This window comes from Antarctobacter sp. (genome assembly GCF_034670325.1).
In the GTDB taxonomy this organism is placed as follows: domain Bacteria; phylum Pseudomonadota; class Alphaproteobacteria; order Rhodobacterales; family Rhodobacteraceae; genus Antarctobacter.
The window spans coordinates 127,775-145,802 of record NZ_JAXMNR010000008.1; the positions used below are offsets into that span (position 1 = coordinate 127,775).

At 60.6% G+C, this 18,028-nt stretch carries 19 protein-coding genes; 14 read left to right on the forward strand and 5 right to left on the reverse strand.

Annotated features, from left to right (window positions below; all coding sequences use genetic code 11):
* Positions 1-39: 39 nt before the first annotated feature.
* The 5 genes from VOI21_RS19225 to VOI21_RS19245 all read left to right on the forward strand — a co-directional run bounded on the left by VOI21_RS19225 (position 40) and on the right by VOI21_RS19245 (position 3,834).
* The gene (locus tag VOI21_RS19225; RefSeq protein WP_323771577.1) at positions 40-504 is read left to right on the forward strand and encodes a tripartite tricarboxylate transporter TctB family protein; all 465 of its coding nucleotides are present in this window, start codon (positions 40-42) and stop codon (positions 502-504) included.
* A 2-nt stretch (positions 505-506) separates the two neighbouring features.
* On the forward strand, positions 507-2,003 hold the full coding sequence (locus VOI21_RS19230; protein WP_323771578.1) for a tripartite tricarboxylate transporter permease: 1,497 nt from the start codon (positions 507-509) through the stop codon (positions 2,001-2,003).
* Positions 2,004-2,073: 70 nt separating this feature from the next.
* Positions 2,074-3,033 carry a Bug family tripartite tricarboxylate transporter substrate binding protein gene (locus VOI21_RS19235; RefSeq protein ID WP_323771579.1) on the forward strand — a complete coding sequence of 320 codons (960 nt, stop codon included), beginning with the start codon at positions 2,074-2,076 and terminating at the stop codon, positions 3,031-3,033.
* 63 nt (positions 3,034-3,096) lie between these two features.
* Entirely contained in the window at positions 3,097-3,468 is a 372-nt protein-coding gene (locus VOI21_RS19240; protein ID WP_323771580.1) for a YciI family protein, read from the forward strand.
* Between the two features lie 36 nt (positions 3,469-3,504).
* Entirely contained in the window at positions 3,505-3,834 is a 330-nt protein-coding gene (locus VOI21_RS19245) for an NIPSNAP family protein (RefSeq protein ID WP_323771581.1), read from the forward strand.
* A gap of 584 nt (positions 3,835-4,418) precedes the next feature.
* Here VOI21_RS19245 and VOI21_RS19250 read toward each other — a convergent pair.
* From VOI21_RS19250 to VOI21_RS19260, 3 genes are read right to left on the reverse strand one after another with little or no spacing between them, the layout of a single operon-like run.
* Positions 4,419-5,954, reverse strand: coding sequence for a tripartite tricarboxylate transporter permease (locus VOI21_RS19250; RefSeq protein ID WP_323771582.1), 1,536 nt, complete (start codon positions 5,952-5,954; stop codon positions 4,419-4,421).
* 20 nt (positions 5,955-5,974) lie between these two features.
* The gene (locus tag VOI21_RS19255) at positions 5,975-6,400 is read right to left on the reverse strand and encodes a tripartite tricarboxylate transporter TctB family protein (protein ID WP_323771583.1); all 426 of its coding nucleotides are present in this window, start codon (positions 6,398-6,400) and stop codon (positions 5,975-5,977) included.
* Entirely contained in the window at positions 6,397-7,344 is a 948-nt protein-coding gene (locus VOI21_RS19260; RefSeq protein WP_323771584.1) for a tripartite tricarboxylate transporter substrate binding protein, read from the reverse strand. Before VOI21_RS19260 ends, VOI21_RS19255 begins: the two co-directional genes overlap by 4 nt.
* A 216-nt stretch (positions 7,345-7,560) precedes the next feature.
* Here VOI21_RS19260 and VOI21_RS19265 point away from each other — a divergent pair, with 216 nt between their 5' ends.
* Genes VOI21_RS19265 through VOI21_RS19280 form a run of 4 tightly spaced genes read left to right on the forward strand, consistent with a single transcriptional unit; the run spans position 7,561 to position 10,774 of the window.
* On the forward strand, positions 7,561-8,325 hold the full coding sequence (locus VOI21_RS19265; protein ID WP_323771585.1) for an enoyl-CoA hydratase/isomerase family protein: 765 nt from the start codon (positions 7,561-7,563) through the stop codon (positions 8,323-8,325).
* 25 nt (positions 8,326-8,350) lie between these two features.
* The gene (locus VOI21_RS19270) at positions 8,351-9,253 is read left to right on the forward strand and encodes an NAD(P)-dependent oxidoreductase (RefSeq protein ID WP_323771586.1); all 903 of its coding nucleotides are present in this window, start codon (positions 8,351-8,353) and stop codon (positions 9,251-9,253) included.
* A gap of 31 nt (positions 9,254-9,284) precedes the next feature.
* The gene (locus VOI21_RS19275) at positions 9,285-10,154 is read left to right on the forward strand and encodes a fumarate hydratase (protein WP_323771587.1); all 870 of its coding nucleotides are present in this window, start codon (positions 9,285-9,287) and stop codon (positions 10,152-10,154) included.
* A complete protein-coding gene (locus VOI21_RS19280; RefSeq protein WP_323771588.1) occupies positions 10,151-10,774 on the forward strand; it encodes a fumarate hydratase C-terminal domain-containing protein in 624 nt (207 codons plus the stop codon). Before VOI21_RS19275 ends, VOI21_RS19280 begins: the two co-directional genes overlap by 4 nt.
* Before the next feature lie 57 nt (positions 10,775-10,831).
* Here VOI21_RS19280 and VOI21_RS19285 read toward each other — a convergent pair whose 3' ends face one another.
* Positions 10,832-11,455 carry a protocatechuate 3,4-dioxygenase gene (locus tag VOI21_RS19285; RefSeq protein WP_323771589.1) on the reverse strand — a complete coding sequence of 208 codons (624 nt, stop codon included), beginning with the start codon at positions 11,453-11,455 and terminating at the stop codon, positions 10,832-10,834.
* Positions 11,456-11,661: 206 nt separating this feature from the next.
* On the opposite strand from VOI21_RS19285, the gene VOI21_RS19290 reads away from it, so the two are divergent.
* From VOI21_RS19290 to VOI21_RS19300, 3 genes are read left to right on the forward strand one after another with little or no spacing between them, the layout of a single operon-like run.
* Positions 11,662-12,657, forward strand: coding sequence for a tripartite tricarboxylate transporter substrate binding protein (locus tag VOI21_RS19290; protein ID WP_323771590.1), 996 nt, complete (start codon positions 11,662-11,664; stop codon positions 12,655-12,657).
* 57 nt (positions 12,658-12,714) lie between these two features.
* Positions 12,715-13,155, forward strand: a complete 441-nt coding sequence (locus VOI21_RS19295; RefSeq protein ID WP_323771591.1) for a tripartite tricarboxylate transporter TctB family protein — start codon at positions 12,715-12,717, stop codon at positions 13,153-13,155.
* Between the two features lie 4 nt (positions 13,156-13,159).
* Positions 13,160-14,677 carry a tripartite tricarboxylate transporter permease gene (locus VOI21_RS19300; protein ID WP_323771592.1) on the forward strand — a complete coding sequence of 506 codons (1,518 nt, stop codon included), beginning with the start codon at positions 13,160-13,162 and terminating at the stop codon, positions 14,675-14,677.
* 17 nt (positions 14,678-14,694) lie between these two features.
* On the opposite strand, the gene VOI21_RS19305 is transcribed toward VOI21_RS19300, so the two are convergent.
* The gene (locus VOI21_RS19305; RefSeq protein ID WP_323771593.1) at positions 14,695-15,447 is read right to left on the reverse strand and encodes a GntR family transcriptional regulator; all 753 of its coding nucleotides are present in this window, start codon (positions 15,445-15,447) and stop codon (positions 14,695-14,697) included.
* Between the two features lie 166 nt (positions 15,448-15,613).
* Here VOI21_RS19305 and VOI21_RS19310 point away from each other — a divergent pair, with 166 nt between their 5' ends.
* Positions 15,614-16,840, forward strand: a complete 1,227-nt coding sequence (locus VOI21_RS19310; RefSeq protein ID WP_323771594.1) for a CaiB/BaiF CoA-transferase family protein — start codon at positions 15,614-15,616, stop codon at positions 16,838-16,840.
* A 310-nt stretch (positions 16,841-17,150) separates the two neighbouring features.
* On the forward strand, positions 17,151-17,873 hold the full coding sequence (locus VOI21_RS19315) for a hypothetical protein (protein WP_323771595.1): 723 nt from the start codon (positions 17,151-17,153) through the stop codon (positions 17,871-17,873).
* The last annotated feature ends 155 nt before the right edge of the window (positions 17,874-18,028 follow it).

Consider the following 18,028-nt stretch of genomic DNA (forward strand, 5'->3'; position numbering starts at 1 on the left):
ACAGGCCTGATACATCGACGCTTGGGAGGAGGGGTGAGAATGCAGGGCACAGAGCAAGACCGGCAATCCGTCGCTCAGCGCGCCTTGAGTGGTGGCGTGCTTCTGGTGATCGGGCTGCTCATGCTGGCGGTGGCGTGGGATTATCCTGTAGGTCGCCTGACGCAGATGGGACCTGGATTTATCCCGCGGGCCATCGCCTTGGTGATTTGTGCACTGTCCATTGCGATCATCGTGACGGACCTGAAAACGACGCGGGTGGCGCAAGACGGCAAAATGCATTGGCGTGGTTTGGCGTTTGTCTCTGCGGCCATCCTTGCCTTCGCCGGCCTCATTGATATCGCGGGCCTGATCCCGTCCATGTTCCTGGCCGTCGGAATTTCCATGTTTGCCGACGACGCGGCGCGCCCTCTGAATGTGCTGATCTATGCGTGTCTGGCTACGTTTGGCGGCTGGCTCTTGTTTCTTGTGGCGCTTGAATTGCCGATCCCGGCATTCTGGAGGTAGCGATGATCGATCAGTTCCTCCTTGGCCTGAGTGTCGTGATGCAACCGCACATCCTGATGTATGCCTTCATCGGGGTCTTCATCGGGCAATTGATCGGAGTGCTGCCGGGCATCGGGGCGATCACCGCAATCTCGCTGCTGTTGCCGGTGACATTCTATTTGGACGCGACCACGTCGATGATCATGCTGGCGGGCATCTATTACGGCTCGCAATATGGCGGTTCGATCGCGTCGATCCTGCTGAACCTGCCGGGCACCCCATCCTCTGTCGTGACCTGTCTTGAGGGGTATCCCCTCAGCCAAGACAACCGGGCGGGATTGGCGCTGTTTGTGGCGGCGTTCTCCTCCTTCATCGGGGGCATGGTCGGCGTCGCTGTCTTGGTCCTCGCGGCCATTCCGATGACACTGATTGCCTTGCGCTTTGGCGCGCCGGAATACGCGATGCTGGTTATCCTCGGATTGCTCGCCGCGTCCTTGATCGGGACCGGGTCGCAAATCCGATCCTTCGCCATGGTCGTTCTGGGGATCGCGCTGGGCCTTGTTGGCGCGGATCAGACGACCGGCTATTACCGCTTTGTCGCGATGCCGGAACTGGCCGACGGGATCAGCCTTGTGTCGTTGGCGATGGGACTGTTCGGGGTCAGCGAGATCATCCGCAACGCAGCCGTGCGCAGCCCGTCCGGCCCGCCGCTGTCCATACAGATGCGCGACATCATCCCGACAAAGGCCGAGGCGCGGTCCCTTGGGTTGCCAATTCTGCGCGGGTCCACAATCGGCAGTTTTTTTGGCGCCCTTCCGGGCACGGGGGCCGCCATCGCGTCCTTCATGGCCTATGCGATGGAAAGACGGTTTTCCCGCACGCCCAAGAAGTTTGGCACCGGGCATCTGCCGGGTCTGGCCGCGCCTGAATCCGCCAACAATGCCGCAGCCCAGACCGGGTTCATCCCCACGCTGACGCTGGGCATTCCCGGCGACGCTGTCATGGCGCTGATCATCGGCGCGCTGATCCTGAACGGCATCATCCCCGGCCCGCGCCTGATGGTCGATCAGCCGGAACTGTTCTGGGGTGTGATCGCAAGCTTCTTTGTCGGCAATATCATCCTGTTGCTGATCAATATTCCGCTGATCCGGCTGTGGGTTCTGCTGCTGCGCATTCCGTACCAGAAGCTGTATCCGGTGATCATCGTGATGATCTGCGTTGGCGTCTATTCGCACCGCACCAGCGTGACCGACGTTGTCCTGACGCTGGCCTTTGGCGTCCTGGGCTACCTGATGAAAAATTACCGGTTCGAGCCTGCTCCGGTGCTGCTCGGCTTCGTGCTCGGGCCGCTGCTCGAAGACAACTTTCGCCGCGCGATGCTGCTTTATGGTGGTGACTTCACCATCTTTGTGACCCGCCCGATCAGCGCGGTACTGGTAGGCTGTTCGGTCCTCCTCATCGCCTTTGCGATCTGGTCGAGTTTCGTGGCCCGCAGATTCTCCGTCCGGTCGACACCTTGATGGACGGCAAGCCTTACCAAGCCCGAGGCAAACTTCACGAACAAGGGCTTGAACAACTGGGAGGAAAACAATGATCAAGAAATTGCTTACAGCCCTGCCGCTGGCGGTGGCACTGGCATTTCCGGCTGTGGCGCAGGAGTTTCCTGACCGCGCCCTGCGCATCGTCCACGGATTTGGCGCAGGCGGCAATGCCGACGCCGTATCGCGGATCATCGCCGAGGAGATGTCCAAGGGGCTTGGCCAACCGGTGGTCGTGGAATCCCGCCCCGGCGCGGGCGGCACCGTCGCCTCTGGCTATGTGTCCAAGGAAGACCCCGACGGCTACACGATGCAGTTGATGGTCGGTGGTCATGCGGTCGCGGCGGCGCTTTACAACAGCCTGCCCTACGAGTCTGTCGATGGCTTTACCTTCATCTCGACCCTGGGTCAGTTCCCCTTCATGGTGGCCGCCCGGTCGGGCGAGTACGAGTCGATTGAAGCGCTGATCGCCGCCGCCAAGGCCGCGCCGGGCAGCATCAAGATCGGGCATTCGGGCGTCGGATCGACCCAGCACCTGACCGGTGAATTGCTGGCTCTGCGCACAGGTGCCGAGTTCCTGCACATTCCCTACAAGGGGGGCGCCGCGGCCTCGACGGCCCTGATGGGCGGTGAGGTGGATGTTGTAATCGATACCGGCACCGTTATCCGGCCACAGGCCGAGGCGGGCGTCTATGACATCCTTGCGATCACTTCGGGCCAGCGCTGGCCTGACGCGCCGGATGTGCCGACCGTTGCCGAAACCGTGGCGCCCGATTTCGACGTGGTGTCGTGGACCGGCATCGGCATGCCCGCAGGCGTCCCGGACGACATCGCTGAGCGCATCCGCGCCGAGGTGCACGCAGCCCTTGCCGCCCCGACCGTGAGCGAAAAGATCGTCTCGCTTGGCGCAAAGGTCTCACCCTCGACCGGCGAAGAGATGACCGATCTGATCAAGCGCCAGATCGCCGTATGGACGGACGTGATCGAAACGGCAGGTATCGACAAGCGCTGAGCACTTCGGCCCGCCGATAGGACATTGGCGGGCCAACCCCGATTGGACCAACGGAGAGGCATCATGAGTGGACCAAAGCCCGAAGACCTCTATGCCACGATGCTGCGCCGAAACCTGTATGTGATCACCACGACACCGGCGCGCGGTCCCGGCATGAAAGAGGTTTTGCCTGCGCATCTGGACTATCAGATCAAGATGGAACGCGATGGTATCCTGTTTGGTGCCGGCCCACTGTTCCACGAGGGCGAGACCGTCCCCTACGGCGGGATGATCATCGTCCGCGCCAAGAATGAGGCCGAGGCCCGCGCTTTTGCCGACGCCGATCCGTTTCATGCTGCTGGATTGCGGCAGTACACATTGACCCGCTGGATGCTGAACGAGGGCGCAATGACCGTCACCGTTCGCTACTCTGACCAGACCGCCGTCATCGGCTGACCGCCATTCCTTGGCAGAACCCCCAAAGGATACACCATGATTTATGAGATGCGCGTCTATTCCTGTGTTCCCGGCGGTATGCCGGCACTGTTGCAGCGGTTCGAGAATACGACCCTGCGGATATGGGAACGGATCAGCCTGCGCCCCGCAGGTTTTTTCACCACGCTGGTCGGGCCGTCGAACCATGACCTGACCTATTTCCTGGCATGGGAATCCCTTGAGGAACGTGAACGCCTCTGGAACACCTTTGCCAACGATCCCGAATGGGTCGCGGCGCGCGCGGCGCACCAAGAGGCGCACGGAGAGGTCGTCGCAAATATCGCCTCCAGCTTTCTGACGCCTACGGCCTTCTCAACTGTCCGTTGACGGCAAGATGATCGACACGCCGTCTCCGGTTGCCGTCTTGCCGGAAAGCTGGATCAGGTGTTGAACGACGACTAGGGGCGGTTGCAATGCGGACTGTTCTGTCTGGACGAACGCGAATTTCCGGGCGGAGCGTATTCTAACGTTCAGGTTCTTGGCAGGCGGCACACCGCTTCGATTTTGTGGCTGTCGGGATCAAGGACAAAGGCAGCGCAGTAATCCGGATGATAGTAAGGGCAAAGCGCTGGTGCTCCACTGTCCGTCGCACCTGCATGGGTCGCCACGGTGTGGAATGCATTGACATGCCCGCGACTTGATGCCTGCAAGGCAACATGCATCGGGCCTGTTGTGGGCGTTTGTCAGCCAGCCAAAATCAGGGTTTATCGACACCATTCCGGTGATCTGAAAACCGTCTGAATGCTCTTTAGGCCAATCAATGGCTGTCGTCGCAATCTATGTCGTTTCTCAAACCTGACAATGATGCGGCATCTCAGATGATTTGGGCGTTTTCCGGTCATATTGCGGATTTCACCGGATGACCGGAATGATAATGCCAGTGGCGCGGGTGAGCGTCGCGACCCTATCGGTTACTGACTTGTAGGGGCCGGGAGATCCCCATCCCGGGGTGCCTTTTTCTTGCGCGGACCAAGGTAGATGATCGAGCCGACGGACATGGCGATCAGGACCAGCGCGATGGGGTGGCTAAACAGTTCCGCAGGATTGTCATTGGTGATCAGCCGCGCCCGGACCACCGCGCTTTCCAGTTGTGGGGTCAGCAGGAAGGCCACGATGAAGGCGACGATGGAATAGCCGAAGGACCGCATCAGGTAGCCGAACACCGCTGCCGTGATCATGACGTATACGCCAAAGGTCGCGCCGGTGATCACGAAGGACCCCGCAAAGCAGAGCAGCATGGCCGCCGGATAGATGACGGTGCCCGGAGCCGACACCACCATCGCCCAGAACCGCATCCCGAACTGGCCGACGCCGAGGTTGCAGAAGTTTGCCACCAACATCGCGCCGAACATGCCATAGACCAGTTGGGCCTGCTGCTCGAACAGAAGGGGGCCGGGCTGGATGCCGTGGATGATAAAGGCAGACACCAGCAGTGCCGCCGCGATATTTCCGGGGATGCCAAGGGTCAGCAGCGGGATCAGGTTTGCCCCCACCACGGCGCTGTTGGCGGTTTCAGAGGCTGCGATGCCACGTGCGTCGCCTTTGCCAAACGCCTCGGGGTCCTTGGCGGCTTGTTTGTTCACGGAATAGCTGAGGAAACCGGCAGTGGTTGACCCAAGGCCCGGAATGGCCCCGATGATCGTGCCGATGAAAAAGGCGCGCATCGCGACAAAGCGGTTGGCCCAGAACTCGGCGAAGGTGACGACGCTTTCTTCGCGTGTGCGACCTTTGATCGAGATGGCGGAGTTCTGGGTCTCATCCGTCGCGCGCATGCCCAACAGGCCGACCAGCACGCCGCTCATGGCCAGCGCGCCGATGCTGACGGCGGTCAGCGGTACGCCGTCGTAAAACTCCAGAATGTCGAAGGTAAAGCGCGGCGTCGCCATGCCCGGATCAAGGCCCACGGTCGCGACCAGAATGCCGAAGGCAGCCGAAATCAGCCCCTTGATCATGGAATCCCCGACCAGACCGCTGATGACTGTAAAGGCAAGGATCATCAGCGCGGTGATCTCAACTGGTCCCATATTGAGCGCCACAATGGCCAAGGGGGCCGCCAACAGGATCAGCACGATGTCGCTGGCCAGATCGCCAGAAACCGAGTGATAGAGCGCGTATTTCATCGCCTTCATCGGTTTGCCGTTCTTGGCCATCGGGTGGCCGTCCATCGTGGTCGCCGCCGATTCCGCCGACCCCGGCACATTAAGCAGGATCGCAGGCACCGCGCCGCCAATCGTGCCGCCCTTGTTGACCGAAATCAGGAAGGAAATCGCCGCCAGTGTGTCCAGCCCGTAGGTCAGCGGCACGGCAATCGCCAAGGCCATGATGATGCTGAGCCCCGGTATGGCGCCGACGATCTGGCCCAAGGCCACTCCGCCGAGGATGAACAGCATGTTCGTTAGGGTGAATACATCCGCGAACCCTGCGAGCAGGAGGGAAAAATCGACCATGATGAGGATTCCTCAAGGCGTTAGGATAGGGACCGTGACAGCAGGACGGTGAACAGGAACCAGACAAAGGCCGGTACACCGATCAACGTCATGGCGGCCCAAAGGGGTCTGCGTTCGCGCAACAGGACGAGGCTTGCCAGCATCAAGCCGCAGGCCACTGGCAGAAAGCCGACCATTGGCAAAAGCAGCGCCGCGATCACAAGCGCGAGTATGAAGCAGACAAAGCCAAAGACTTCACGGCCGGCGGGCACCGACCCGCCGGGGCGGGCCAGCACGATTTGTGCCAAGCCCAACCCGGACAGGATCCAGGCGGCTGCCCGAGGGAAGATGGATGGATCCAGCGGGTCGCCGGGCATCGAGGTCACATAGGTCGGCACCAGCCACACAAGCAGTGCAATTCCGAATCCAAGGACGACGATGCCCTGTATGCGTTCAACGTTGATCACTGGGCCAGCCGGGATTTGTAGAACTCCGAAGCCTCGGCGACCCATGCCGCAGTGCCCTCGGGCCCCATGTTGCCGGGAACCGCAGAGCGACCTGCAAGGAACTCGACGTAGGCGTCGGAAGAGGTGACGGCGGCCAGCGCGTCTGCGAGGCAGGATTGCACTTCGGCGGGGGTGTCATTGTTCATGATGAAGATGATGTGACCCTCGATCGACAGGTCCACGCCGCTTTCCTCGGCGGTTTTGGCGTCGGGGGCATAGCTGGCGCGGTTCGAGGTCAGTGTGGCAAGCTGCACCATTTTCCCGGCTTCGATCTGCGGCACATGTGCCGCGCCCTGAATGGTGGCGTCCACATGCCCGCCAAGCGCCTCTTGCAGTGCGGCGGCAGAACCTTTGCCCGGTACGGCGATGAGCTTGATGTCAAAGTGTTCGGCCAATGTGTCGACGGCGATGGTATGGCTCGACGCGCCGACAGAAATCGTCGCGCGGCCCTTGTCACGGGCGTAGTCCACGAACTCTTCGAGCGTGTCGTAAGGCGCGTCCGCGAGCGTGACCAAGCCGTAGTTCAGCACCATGCCGGTCCCGAGATAGGCAAAGTCATCATGGGAATAGCCCATGGCCGCGTTGACATGCGGGTTGATGGCGACGGTGGTGTTGCTGACCACGCCGACCGTCAGGCCATTTGCCTCTGCGTCCAGCAGACCGCGCGCCATGACGCCGCCACTGGCCCCGGGGCGGTTGTCAACCACGATGGTCCATCCGGTCGCGGTTTCGATATCGCTGGCGATTCTCCGGGCGACCGTGTCCGTGCCGCCGCCGGCACCGTAGCCGACAAGGAAATTGATGTTGCCACCCGGATAGTCGGCGGGGCAGGTGTCCGCAAATGCTGATGTTGCCGACAAACCGGCGGCCGTCAGACCGACGACAAGTGTTTTTCCGATACGCATGTTAAGCCTCCCTTAGCTACAAAAGCTATAAACATGGTTTTTTATATTTTTCAAGAATTTTTTGGGAGGCCGCACTGGGATGCGTCATGGTAGGGCGGGTCGGATGGTTCGGTATTCGAAAAAGCTATATTATTAGATGTAGTGCTTGTGTCGATAAGGCGGCTGTGTAAAAAAGGGGCAATCCAACAAACATCTGCTGCTCGGGGAACAACGACGATGAATCTGGAAACGCTGTCGGTTTCGGTTGCCGACTATGTTGCGACGGTGACGATCAACCGCCCGCCTGTGAACGCCCAGAACAACAAGCTGCGCGAAGAGATGCAGTTGGTCATGGACAGCCTGGGCGACCGGACGGATGTGCGGGCCATCGTGCTGACAGGCGAGGGCAAAGCGTTCTCGGCCGGGGCCGACTTGTCCGAGCGGCCGACGCAAGAGCCGGGCAATTACACCGCGCACAACCGCCGTGTCCGGGCCAGCTTCGACTGTATCATGGAATGCCCCAGGCCGGTGATCGCGGCGGTCAACGGCCCGGCTATCGGCGCGGGCTGCGTGACGGCGCTGTGCTGTGATATTCTGGTGTTCTCCGAAAAGGGCTATCTGCAAATGACCGAGGTCAACGTGGGCCTTGCCGGGGGCGTCGCCCATGTGCGCCGTCATCTGGGAGAGTCCGACGCGCGGTTGATGCTGCTGTCGGCGCGGCGGATGTACGGGCCGGACTTGTTCCGCATGGGCGTCGCCTCGGCTTGCACCGCGCCAGAGGATCTGATGGACACCGCCATGGGCATCGCCCGCGATATCGCCAAGGCGAGCCCGTCGGCGGTGCGCGCGGCCAAGGCCTCGTTCCAGGTGACCGAAGGATTGTCGATCTACGAAGGCTACCGGTTCGAACAGGACCAGACCAAGGCGCTGTCAACCTCGGAAGACAGTGCCGAGGCGATGGCCGCCTTCCGCGAAAAGCGCGCCCCGGTGTTCAAACCCTGATGGTTCCGGTCTGCAAGGTGCTGACATGACACAGGCAAAGCAGGTCGCGTTGCTGGGGCGCATCCCGCCCGATGTGAAGGCCGCGCTCGACGGCGATGTGACGCTGCTTGGAGCCGAGGTGCTTGCGAAGATGGGGCCGCAGGCGCGCGCGGCTATCTCGCACGGCCTGACCTCTGCCATCGGCGGGGCGGGGGCCGAGGTTCTGGCGCTTTTGCCGGGCTTGCGGACAATTGCCAGCGTGGGTGCGGGCACCGACGTCTTTGATCTGGCCGACCTAGAGGCGCGTGGGATCACTTTGCATCCCACACCTGACGTGATGACCGAAGACACCGCCGAATGCGCGGTTGGGCTTGTCTTTGCCGTCCTGCGCAATGTGGCGGCCAATGACCGCTTTGTGCGCCGGGGCGATTGGGCCAAGGGCCGCGCTCCGCTGGGGCGGCGCGTTTCGGGGCGGCGTGTGGGCGTGGTCGGGCTGGGTCGTATCGGCAGCCGCGTTGCGGAAAAGCTGTCCGCGCTTGGCTGCGCAGTTTCTTATACCGGGCGCGCCCCGAAAGACGTGCCGTGGACTTTTGCCGCGGATATCGGGGCCTTGGCGGGATCGGTCGACGTGCTGGTCCTGACCTGCGCGGGCGGCGAAGCCACGCGGGGCCTTGTCAACGCGGATGTGCTGGAACGGCTGGGGCCGGAGGGGTTTCTTGTGAACGTCTCGCGCGGGTCGGTGGTCGATGAGCCTGCCCTGATCGCGGCGCTGGAACAGGGGCGGATCGCGGGGGCGGCGCTGGATGTCTTCGAGAATGAGCCAACGCCGGACGCCCGGTTTCTGGATCTGCCGACCTGCGTGTTTTCCCCCCATGCGGCTGTGTTCACACGGGAAAATCGCCACGACTTGATCGCCGAAATCCGGCGTTTGCTGGGGCTTGGTCACTAGCGGGTCACTTTGGAAAGGCAAGGAGCCGGACATGGCTATCACGGATGAGATGATCCACAGCGCGACGAAAGAGCTGTTCTCGCGGGCGCTGCGCAAGGTGCCTGAGGACGCGAAGTCCGCGCTTGCCAAGGCGATGACGACGGAAACCAACGAGACCGCGCGCCATACGCTGGAGCTTCAGTTGCGCAGCGCCGAACTGGCGGAAAAGAAGGACCGTTTCGTGTGCTCCGACAGCGGCGTGCCGGTCTATTTCGTCAAGGTCGGCGCCAAGGCGGAACTGGCTTGCGATTTCAAGGCGTCGATCCGCGCGGGCTATGAGGATCTGGTCGAGACCATCGAACCGCCAATGCTCAAACATGTGACCAACCCCCTTACGCTGGAACGGGGTTATCACGGCAAGGACATGCCCATCGTCAGCTATGATTTCGAGAGTGGCCTCGACTATGTCGAGATGATTTGCTCGCCCAAGGCGCTGGGGTCGGGCCGATGGGCGGCGTTGGAATTATTCACCTTTCCCTCTATCGAGGAAATCGAGACCTACATCCTTGACGTCGCGATCAAGGCCGGCGCGCAGCATTGCCCGCCGGTTGTGATGGGCGTGGGGATTGGCGGCACCTTTGATCATTGCGCGGGCCTTGCCAAGAAACAGACCCTGCGGCCGATCGGGCAGACCAACCCCGACCCCACGGTCGCGGCGATGGAAGAGCGGCTGTACAAGGCGGTGAACTCCCTCGGCTTTGGGCCAATGGGAACGGGCGGGGACACAACCGTTCTGGGCGTGCATGTCGATTATTCCAGCGGGCACGGGTTCACCCCGGTGGCTGTGGCCTTCAACTGCTGGATCAACCGCCGCACCAGCGTAAAGATCTGGGGTGACGGACGGATGGAGTGGGGCGAATGACGATTAAAGCACACGAATTGACCCTGCCGCTGTCTGAGGAGGCCGTGCGCGGCCTGAAGGTCGGCGATCTCGTATATCTGACGGGCGAAATATTCACCACGGCGGGCATGCCGACCCATGACCGGCTCTTGGGCTGCCTCGACGGGGTTGAGCCACTGCCCTTTGACCTGAAGGGGGCGGCACTGTTCCACCTCGGCAGCCTGAATGAAGAGGCTGAGGACGGCTCGCTTCGCATCGTTTATATGAACCCCACCACCAGCACGCGCTTCAACCCGCACATGCCACGCCTGATCCCCGGTCTTGGCCTGCGTGCCACGGGCGGCAAGGGGGGCCTGAGTGCCGAGAGCGCAAAGGCGATGGCCGAGGCAGGCTGCGTCTACCTTGCCTTTCTTGGCGGTGGGGCCGAGATCATCACCGCAGGCATCAAACAGGTCACTGGTATCGGCTGGCCCGAGATGATCTCACACTACCGGATTGCCCGGATTGAGGTCGACCGGCTGGGGCCGCTGACTGTCGGGATCGATGCGCATGGCAACAGCATTTACGATCAAACGACCAATGCGGCGCTCGACAAACGCGCGGCCATCTTGGAAGAGATGCGCGCCGCGCGAGAGGCCTGAGCCAAACGCCCAAACACCGTTGGCACCCGGCGGTATTTGGGCGTCATGCCTGCGGCATCAGACGACAACGTCGACCGTTGTCTCTTCACCAGTGCCGCCGACGGTAAAGACCATCGACACCGCCGTGGCCTCGGCCTTGGACATGCGGTTGAAGATGCGATCCCGGCCATTGGCTGCATGACCGTCGATGTAGAACTGCGTCGTCAACAGCTCGGTGTCGCCATTGAAGACCTTGACGTGGATATGCGGCGTGCGCCCGGGATAGGTCACAGGTTTGATGGTCCGAAAGGAATAGGTGCCGTCAGGACCGGTGATGTCATGGCCAAAGCCCTGAAACGCCGCGTCAAAGTCGATATTCTGCCGGTCGCCGCTGTGCAGGTATTTGCCGTTCATGTCACATTGCCAGATCTCGATGCGATGCCCGGCACGGGGCTGGCCTTCCCTGTCCAAGACGCGGCCTTTGAGAGTAATGACCTCGCCGCCCGCCTCGCGGATGGTGCCGATGATCTTGACCAGGTCATTGTCCACATCAGCATGGCGCATAGGCGGTGTCGGGTAGAACGGGCCTTCGGTGGCGCCGGGTGTCAGCGTTGCCGCCAAGAGCGGGTGCGCAGTTGCCGCGCCAAGCGCGCCAAGTGTGGCGGTCAGGACCGTGCGGCGCGTCTTCCTAGGGGATGTCATGGGTTGGGGCCTCCGATTGCGGATGGTTGCTGACCTAAACGAACCTATCGCCGGTTTCCGTCGGTTCCATACAAAATTCTTCGGGACGGGGTGGGTGAATTTCTCCTTGCGTCACCGGAGGATTTCTGAAAAGCTATAAAAGTAGCTTTTTAGACGCTGGATCAATAGTGTTCTGAAAAGCGGCCAAAAGTGGGGAGGAAGAAGCAATGAAACGATCAATAACACGGTTCACACGTCGGAGCCTGACGGCGTTTGCATTGGGTGGACTTGCGCTGTTCGGGGCGACGGCGGTGTCTGCGCAGGACTATCCGAGTCAACCTGTCACGCTGGTTGTCGGCTTCCCGCCGGGCGGGTCGACCGATGTGGTTGCGCGAATTCTGGCAGAGCAAATGAGCGGAACACTGGGACAGCCGGTGCTGGTGGAAAACCGTCCGGGCGCGGGCGGCACCGTCGGCATCGGTCACGTGGCGAAATCAGATCCCGATGGCTATACCCTTGGCGTCAGCGGGGTCGGTGCGTCAATCCTGATCGCCGCGATGGGCCGGGACGCAGGCTATGATATCGACAGCGAACTGGACGTGATCGGCGTCATGGGCACGCTGGGCCTTGTCATCGCTGGCCGCAACGGGTTGGAGGCCACCACGCTGAAGGATCTCCTGCAAATCGCTGCGGACGATCCCGAGGCTTTGACCTATGGCACCTCCGGGGTGGGGACGCCGGGTCATCTGGCGATGGAATACCTGCTGAGCCTTGCCGATGTCGAAATCCTGCACATTCCCTATCAGGGCAACACGCCGCTGATGAACGACGTACTTGGCGGGCATGTGGATATCGCTTTGCTGACCACGCCTGGAGCGGCGGAGCAGGTGCGCGCGGGTGGCATCGTGCCTTACGCGGTTTCGTCGCCGGACCGCTCTCCGCTGATGCCGGATGTGCCGACCGTGATCGAAAGTGGCTTTGAAGGGTTCACTGCGACGCTTTGGAACCTTCTGGTCGCGCCCAAGGGTACACCCGCCGACGTGCAGGCCAAACTATCCGATGCGCTGAACGCCGCGATGCAGGATGAAGACGTTCTGAAATCCTATGCCGAGCAGGGCCTTGCACCTACGCTGACAGCCCCGGCTGAAGCAGCCCAGTTCCTGAATGATGAACGTGCGAAATGGGTCGGTGTGATCAAGGACGCTGGCATCGAAACCAAATGATTTCTTCTAGGGGCAGCAAACGCTGCCCCTTAATTCTGCTATGAGGGGGCTCGTCGGATGCACATGGTCACGGTGCGACTAGCGGTTGCGGCAATTTTGGCGGTGATCGGCGTCAGCGCCTTCATCATCGCGCTTGGCTATGACTTTGGATCGGCACGGCGCATGGGGCCGGGATATTTCCCCGTTGTCCTCTCCGCGATCCTGACGTTGCTCGCCCTGTGCGAGATTGTGTCCGCCTTGATGAAGCCAGAGGCGCAAGATCTCGACTGGCGGCCGATGATGGCCATTCTGGCCGGGGTCGCCGGGTTTGCCGTGACAATGTACCTGTTCGGGTTGATCCCGGCGTTCTTTGTCGTGATCGGATTTTCGGTGCTGTCGGAACCCGGTTACGGCTGGCGTCCGGCCTTTATCCTCGCCTCTGTGACCTCGCTCTGTGCCTGGCTGCTGTTCTCGCGCCTGCTTGGCATGACAATGCCCCTCTTTCAGTTCGGACTCTGACGCCATGTGGGAAAATATCCTTCTCGGTTTCGCGACGGCGATGACCCTTGAAAACCTGCTGTATTGCTTCATCGGCGTGTTTCTGGGCACCTTTATCGGCGTGCTGCCCGGTCTTGGGTCGCTGGCGGCCATCTCGATGTTGCTGCCGCTGTCTTTCTACCTTGAGCCTACGACCGCGCTGATCATGTTGGCGGGCATCTACTATGGCGGTGAATACGGCGGATCCATCGCGTCGATCCTGCTGAACCTTCCCGGGACGCCATCGGCGGCGGTGACGTGCCTTGACGGCAACCCGATGGCCAAGCAGGGACGGGCCGGTCATGCGCTGTTCATCACGGCCATTGCCTCTTTCACCGGGGGCAGCGTTGGCGTTGTGGCGCTCATGGGGTTTGGCCCTGCCATCGCCCGGGTCGGGCTGAGCTTTGGGCCGGGTGACTATTTCGCACTGATGCTTTTGGGATTGGTCGCAGCAGTGACAGTCGGCGGCGGGTCAAAGATCAAAGGCTTGATCATGGTGGTTCTGGGCCTGCTGCTTGGCACGGTTGGCACCGACGTCACGTCTGGAGAGTTTCGCTATACCTTCGGCTTTCTGGAACTGCGTGATGGCGTCAGCCTTGTGGCCATCGCCATGGGTTTGTTCGGAATTGCCGAAGTTGTCAGTTCCGTCCGCGGCGCCGGAACGCGCAAGATTACCGAGAAGGTGACGATACGCAGCATGTTGCCATCCCGGGCCGATATGCGCAAAACCCTTGGCCCGATGGCACGTGGCAGCACGATCGGTGGCTTTCTTGGCGCACTGCCGGGGGCAGGAACCGTCATCGCGGCTTTTCTGGCCTATGCGACCGAAATTCGTGTCGCCAAGGACAAGACCATCTTTGGCAGGGGCGCAATTCAGGGCGTGGCTGCGCCGGAGTCGGCCAACAACGCTGCTGCACAAACCGCCTTTATCCCGACCCTGACCATCGGCATTCCGGGCAGTGCAACCATGTCGATCATGCTGGGCGCGCTAATGATTCACGGCATCACGCCCGGTCCGTTGCTGGTGTCGGACCATCCAACGATTTTCTGGGGCCTCATTGCCAGTTTCTGGATCGGCAACCTGTTCCTCTTGGTGCTGAACATTCCGCTGATCGGGCTGTGGGTGAAGGTGCTGCAGTTTCCGTACAAATACATCTACCCTGTGGTCATTGCGCTGATCTGTATCGGTGTATTTTCCATGCGCACCAGCGTGTTCGACGTTGGTCTGGTCGTTATCTTTGGTGGTTTGGGTTACCTCTTGCAGTGTACGGGATACTCGGCGGCACCGCTGATCCTTGGCTTTGTCCTTGGGCCGATGCTGGAGGAAAACCTCCGGCGCGCCATGCTGATGGCGCGGGGCGACGCGATGCGTGTGGTGTCCGATCCGCTGACCGGATTCATACTAGCACTCTCGGCGCTGATGCTGCTTTGGGCCGCCCTTGGCGGGGTGCGAAGCATGATCAGGTCGCGCCGGATGAGGGATATTCCACCGGGCGAGGCCTGATGCCCGGCGTGGGTCCGTCAGGTCAGTTTGATCTCGACCCGGACCATGTCCCCACGATAGATGCCGTTTGCAATCAGGGCCATCGTTCCGTCCTCTGCCACCGCGATACGTTGGACGTAAGCGACCGGATCCCCAAGCGAAACCCCTAGTAATTCACTGATCTCGGGGTCCGCCGAGCCGATGGTCAGGATCTGTCGGGCGTCTACAATCTTGAGGCCGGGAATATCCGCGATCAGACGCATCGAGGTTTTGGAGGTGAAATGGGCCTTGTCGATCTTTGAACTCAGGCGTTCGTCGATAAAGACATCCGCCAGCAGGAAGGCCTCTCCTTCCCGGCGGTGGCGCCGTTTCAGATGCAGGTAAGACTCGGCAAGGTCGCTGATCCCGGCGGGGTAATCCGTCGGTTTTGTCCCGGTCTCGGAACTCAAAAGTTCAATCTCGGCGTTGTCGCGCGCCATCAGCAAACCGTTCCAGTCGGTCTGGACCTCGCACCACAGGTCTCGCGAATTTCTTTTGCGCACAAAGGTTCCCTTGGCGCGGAATCTCTCGATCAGCCCTTCCTGTTCCAGCAGGCTCAGGGCCTGCCGGATCGTCATGTTGGCGACGCCGCATTCCTTGGCCAGTTCCTCTACCGTAGGAATGCGGGAATCGACCGGCCATTCGTTTGTTTCGATGCGACGGCGAAACAGCGCGGCAAGCTGAAGATACCGCGCCACGGCGCTTTTGCGGATTGCTGTTGCGGCCTGCGATGGCTTACCTGTCTCAGGCATCTGATTTCTCCGAAGTTTCTTTGACCGGCTCTGACCGGAAGTATGCGAAAACGTTTAGTTGTGCTAGCTTATTATGTTTTGATTTGATCCGGCAAGACGGATCGTCTAAAAAGCATTCAGCTAGTTTATGGACTGTATTGTCAGCCTTGCCCAACAGGAGGTCGCCATGGCCGGTGCGATGTCTCACCTTAAAGTTCTCGACCTCAGCCGCGTTTTCGCAGGCCCCTGGGCCGCGCAGATGCTGGCGGATTTTGGTGCCGAGGTCATCAAGGTCGAACATGTCCGGGGCGGGGACGATGTCCGCCGGATGGGGGTGCCGCACCTCGATGCTGAAGGCAAAGAGACCGGGCTGACCTCATCCTTTCTGGCAATGAACCGGGGCAAGAAATCCCTCGCGGTCGATCTGTCCAAACCGGAAGGGCAGGAGATCGTGACAAAGCTTGCCGCCGAGGCGGATGTGCTGATCGAGAACTTCAAGGTGGGGAACATGGCCCGCTTCAACCTCGATTACGTGACCCTGTCCAAGATCAATCCAAAGTTGATCTATTGTTCTGTCACCGGTTTCGGACAGACCGGACCGCGCAGCCATCTGCCCGGCTACGACCCGATCTTTCAGGCGATGAGCGGTGTGATGAGCATCACCGGCGTGCCCGATGGCGCGCCCGGTGCGGGACCCAACCTTGTTGGTTATTCGATCTCGGACATCAACGCCGGTTACTATGCCGTTATCGGCATCCTTGCGGCGCTGAACCATCGCGATGTGGCGGGCGGCGGCGGTCAGCATCTGGATATCGCGCTTTTTGATGCGCAGGTCCACGCCGCCTCACACGTTGCAATGAATTACATCTCCAGCGGGGAAGTCCCCTTTCGCAATGGCACCGCGTCACAGATTACCTGCCCGTGGCAGGTGTTCGATGCGGCAGATAAGCCAATCATGATCGCCGTTGGGAATGACCCCCAGTTTCAGCGGTTGTGTGATCTGCTCGGGTGTTCGGACCTGCCCGAGGACATCCGCTATGCCACCAACCTCGAACGCGTGCGCCATAAGGAAGCGTTGGTGCCACTGTTGCAAAGCCAGATCGCGGCATGGAATGCGGCTGACTTGCAGGCAGAGCTTGAGGCCGTCGGCATTGCTGCCGGGCCGATCAACGGGTTTGATGACGTACTGGAGGATGTGCAGTTCAAGACCCGCAACCTGCGCCGCAGCGTGACTCATGCGACCGCAGGAAAGATGGACGTCATTGCAAACCCGATTGTCTTTTCCGACACGCCAAACGTCTATGACCGCGCCGCGCCCGAGCTTGGGGCGGATACCGACGATGTTCTGAAAGACGAACTCGGCATGACCCAAGAGCAGTTGAACGCGTTGCGCGAACAGGGGGTCATTGGCTGACACCCATGACCGGCCCCCCATTGCGACCTCAGCAGCTGGGTCGTGAAGCCACTGCTTTATCAGGGGCCAGATGTCCAGTTGAACGGGACAAACGGGGTTCACATGGGACGCCAAAGGTCGGCTGTGCGGACAATGCCGCCGTCATGACTTTGGCGACCCGCGTCCGTTTTGTGCGCGTGCCGATAGTCGCGGCACGCGTAATGCCGCAAACTTGGCACGACCACGGCTGCCCTGTTCATTGAATACCGGGAAGCTGGTCACTACCTCCACTCTGCTGCACGGCGACGTTTCATTGAGTTGGAGCAGGATAGTGAAAAAGTGGATTTTGACGGCCACGACCCTCCTTGTTCTTGGGGTCGCTGGTGCTGTTGGCTACGCCGTCTACAAGATCTACTATAGCCACCCAGGGCGGTTCTCGTCAGAGGTGAGCACGGAGGGTTTAAAGCGCACCGTCGAAGGTAACACGCTGACGTCTCATGCACATCCATCGGCGCGCATCACTTTTCCACCAGAGTATGAATATCTGGGTGCCCATAGATTTATTCTCTATGGCACGGTTGAAGCGGAACAGTACATGTTTGCGTCATCGCACCCGGATGGTTCAACGCGATCTCTGATCAACGTTCAATTTGAGGAGATACTACCCGAAATTGAGGGTGCATACGACTATTCCGCAGCGCCGCGAGCGATACGTATCGGGCCATTGGAATTCCATGTGGATGCCGATCCGGTACGCCGTCATTGGTTGGTTCCCAACGGTTTGCCGGGGACGGATGGAGAGCGCTATAGAACCTTTATGGATAACCAAGGTTTTCCCTTGCCCAAGGATTACATTTGGACGCGATTTGCCTATGTGCCAGGGGACGCCCCCCGCCATGAGATGTTGATCCTGCAAGTAGAGGATTTGACATCAACGGGATTGACCGCTCCAGCGTTGCGCCAAGGCGGCGCGAATGCCGGGGACTGGGAGGATCTTCTGGACGCCCATCTGGGGAAGATCGAACAGGGCATCACGATTGAGGCGCTGGAGTAAACCAGGTGGTTCAGGGCGCAGGCTCGGTCGCAAACTGCAACAGCGGCTTCCAACAAGGGTGCAAGGGGCGTTTTTCTCGGCTCGACGACTGACATTCGGACAAGTCGCAGCAATCCGTAGTTCGGGCTCAAACTGGACGTTTTCCCCGGTGCGGA